This is a genomic window from Candidatus Jordarchaeum sp., assembly GCF_052745115.1.
Genome location: NZ_JBRAKS010000383.1, coordinates 1 through 3,532, shown reverse-complemented (window position 1 = coordinate 3,532; position 3,532 = coordinate 1). Strand labels below are relative to the sequence as shown.

The 3,532-nt window shown below is 46.2% G+C and carries 4 protein-coding genes; all 4 read right to left on the bottom strand.

Features of this window, described 5'->3' with window-relative positions:
- Positions 1 to 205: 205 nt before the first annotated feature.
- On the bottom strand, positions 206 to 724 hold the full coding sequence (locus ACUVXA_RS18250; RefSeq protein ID WP_445872717.1) for an orotate phosphoribosyltransferase: 519 nt from the start codon (positions 722 to 724) through the stop codon (positions 206 to 208).
- Positions 725 to 852: 128 nt separating this feature from the next.
- Entirely contained in the window at positions 853 to 2,841 is a 1,989-nt protein-coding gene (locus tag ACUVXA_RS18245) for a 3-hydroxyacyl-CoA dehydrogenase/enoyl-CoA hydratase family protein (protein ID WP_445872716.1), read from the bottom strand.
- A 194-nt stretch (positions 2,842 to 3,035) separates the two neighbouring features.
- Positions 3,036 to 3,206, bottom strand: coding sequence for a hypothetical protein (locus tag ACUVXA_RS18240; protein WP_445872715.1), 171 nt, complete (start codon positions 3,204 to 3,206; stop codon positions 3,036 to 3,038).
- Positions 3,207 to 3,273: 67 nt separating this feature from the next.
- Positions 3,274 to 3,532, bottom strand: a 259-nt coding sequence (locus tag ACUVXA_RS18235) for a hypothetical protein (RefSeq protein ID WP_445872714.1), incomplete at its 5' end; no start/stop codon positions are given.

Here is a 3,532-nt window from a genome sequence, read left to right as displayed (position 1 = left end):
CCACGCTGATTGCCGACTTGGTTCTCGTGGGCAGGGTTGTAGCCTTGTATTGGACGTCTCTGCGGATGTTTGGGTTCATGATTAAAGTCCAAGAATGGTATTATTTATCATTAAATCTTTCTACTGTTGTGAACCCTCGTATAAGAATTGGAGTTATATTAACGAAACTTGGAAGTTAAATCAGTAATTATATAAAATTAGCTGCTTAGTGTTTGAAATCGTCTCGGTCAAATATGGATTCGTGTTTAATACGCTGAGTGGCTAGTCTCTCCTTTGCACCCTCAAGCAAATCCACAATGGTTATTGCATGCTCCACATCGCATCCCACTTCTCTAATGGCCTTTGCTACGTATAGTAGTGATTCTCCACTTGTGGCTACGTCGTCCACTAGAACCGCTTTCTTTCCGAGGTTACCCTCAATGTGCTCTCTTAATCCATATTTTTGGGTTTGTTTTCGCACATAGAAACCGGGAATTCCACCCAGTGCGCATATCGCTGAAATAATGGGAAGCGAGCTATCCTCGGTTCCCCCTACACAGTCTACTTCGTACTTTTTAATCAGGGGTATCATGATTTCAGCGATCAGCCTACAACCGACGGGGTCAAGTGCTATGGGTCTCAAGTTGAAGTAGAAGGTGCTCATGCGGGTACTGGAGAGAATTACGGGTTTACCGGTTACTACTCCTCTCTCTAGAATTAAGCGCTTAAGTTCCTCTCTAGACAATTGATCGCCTCAAGAATACTTTTTCTTCTTAAACTACTATCAAAGCCCTGTAAAAAAACTTTTCACATAGAAAAAAGGAGTTTTCCGGTTTTAAAGAAAATAAAAAAAGGAGGGGGAAAGTGTGGTTTCTACTTTCCTTTGAATTTTGGAAATCTCTTTTCCAGGAAAGCGGTTGTGCCCTCAACCATATCCTCGGTTCCGAACAGGACACTAAAAACTCCTGATTCTAAAACTAGTCCGATGTCTAGTGGTACCTCGGTTCCAAAGTTCACCGCGTACTTGGCCATTTTTAGTGCGATTGGTGGACCAGCGGCTAGTCTCATGGCGAAGTTTTTCACTTCCTCCTCAAACTTGTCTGGGGGGAATACTCTGTTAATTAATCCTATTCTGTGAGCCTCTTCCACGGATACTCTGTCTCCCAGCATAACCATTTCCTTTGCTCTGCCTATCCCCACAAACTTGGATAACCTCTGGGTTCCACCAGCACCAGGTATAATGCCCAGCATTATTTCGGGCTGTCCCACAAAGGCTCCTTCTTTGGCCAGTCGGAAGTCACAGCTTATAGCTATTTCCAACCCGCCTCCTAGGGCGAATCCGTTGAGAGCAGCTATAATGGGTTTTGGGAACTTCTCCATTCTCTGGGTGACCAGCTGTAGTCCTCTTGTGGCTTCGAAACCAGTGTTGGGTGTTCCACCTGCAAATCCCGTGATATCGGCTCCGGCGCAGAAAGCCCTATCCCCAGCACCTGTGAGTATGAGCACCCTTACTTCGTTGTCGTACCAGAGTTCGGTTAATGCGTGGTCAAGATCCGCGGTTAGATCCGGGTTTATGGCGTTCAGTCTCTGAGGCCTGTTAAAGATTAGCCAAGCGAGCGGTGGTTCCCTCTTAAAGATGGTGGCCTTGTAGGTGTATCCCGCACCTGCATAGTCGTAGAATCCTTTTCCAGCCTTAACACCTGTGTGCCCTTTGCTTACCATTTGAGTAAGTAATGGATCTACTTTGTAGTAGTCTCCGTATTTGGCTTCCTTATCCTTGAGTATGTTCACTATGCGGTCTATTCCCCACTCGTCAGCTAGCTCGCAGAGACCCTTCGGGTAGCCTAAGCCCAACTTAACACCAATATCTATGTCCTGGGGGTCCGCAACATCATTTCTAATCAGCCAGGCTGCGGCGTTAACCACAGGGGCGAAAATCGGCACTGGATCCAACTTGTCTCCGAGGCCGGTTGGTATTGAGGGGCGTCCCTTGCTCCAGTCGTAGAATCCCTTTCCGGCCTTCCATCCATACTCTCCCTTGTTGGCTTTTTCCACGAAGAGTTTCTGGGGTCCAGGAGACATGGGGTCTCTCTTCTTTGTCTCCTCTGAGGCTTTAACTATGGTATCTATGCCGCTGTAGTCCGCCACTAGAAAGACACCCATTGGTAATCCAATCTTGTATGCGAGAGCGGAGTCGATTTCCTCCACGGTGGCTTCTCCCCGCTCTACCGTTCTTGCGGCTTCCGCTAGTAGTGGTCCCAGTAGCCTGTTCACTATGAATCCCGGAACATCTTTCCTGCAGACAACCACCATTTTGCCCATTTTCTTAGACATTTCCACTGTGGTCTGCGTGGTTTCATCATCAGTTTTATCTCCACGAATTATCTCCACCAGCGGCATGAGCGGCGGAGGGTTAAAGAAGTGCATCCCGATTACCTTCTCGGGTCGCTTGGTTGCACTAGCGATTTCCGATATGGGAAGAGTGCTGGTATTGGTTGCAAGTATAGCGTGTTTAGGCGTCTTCTCGTCAAGTTCTTTAAAGGTCTTTTTCTTAAGATCCATGACCTCTGGTATGGCTTCTATCACAAAGTCTGCCCCTTTAACAGCCTCATCAAAGTCCACGACGCCATGCAATCTCTTCCAGCTTTGATCCGCCATCTCTTGGGTGATTCTCTTCTTTTCGGCGAATTTATCTAAGCTTTTTTTAACCATGCCCATTCCTTTGTCAACGAATTCTTGGTTGATGTCTCTCAGGTAAGTCTCATAGCCGGCCAGGGCTGCGAGTTCTGCGATTCCGTGACCCATAACTCCAGCGCCCAGTACGGCTACTTTTTTAATCTCATCTATTTTAACCAATTTCATTCTCCCCTAAAATCCTTTGAATTTAGGAAGATTTAACCTCTCTATAAAACTTTTCGCTAAAAAAATAGGTTTCCTATAAGTCTATGGAGTTCCTTGGAACTAGTAATCGACTTATTTTCCAAGTTAATAAGATAATATCTTAATGCAATCATGCTTTAAAATTTGGATACTAGCCGTCATTCTCTGTTACGGGTTTAGAGTGTTTCCAGACCTCTAGAAATTTTTCGGAGTTTGGAAACATAGTTCTTATGGGTTGTCCAGAAGCCTGCATCTAAAGCGGGGGATTCTGGTACGTCTTCAAACATGACCACGGCGTACTTTCCATCGTAGATAGCCATTCGTGGTAGCGGATAATCCTCACCCAAGCAGTACCTCCGAATTGTTAACGGTTTTTATATTTTTATCACCTCCTTTTTAATTTTTCATCAAGGGTTATATTGGTGGGTAGAAGCAGACCAGGATCCTAAGTACGAAGATGAGGATTGTACGTTGGGCTTCTGGAGGCGTTCTTCCCTCGCTGCTTGATTTGCTGAGGAAGAGGTTGAGAAAGTTCTGCAGTATGGTCCCAACGAAGAACATTGCCGCCCGGAAGTTGTCTCTGTTCGATGTTGTCCGGCACCGGAACCGCCGCCCATCCCGGTAGGATGACTCTATGCCGAACCGGGAGTTGAAGATAGCGATCACTCCCTTC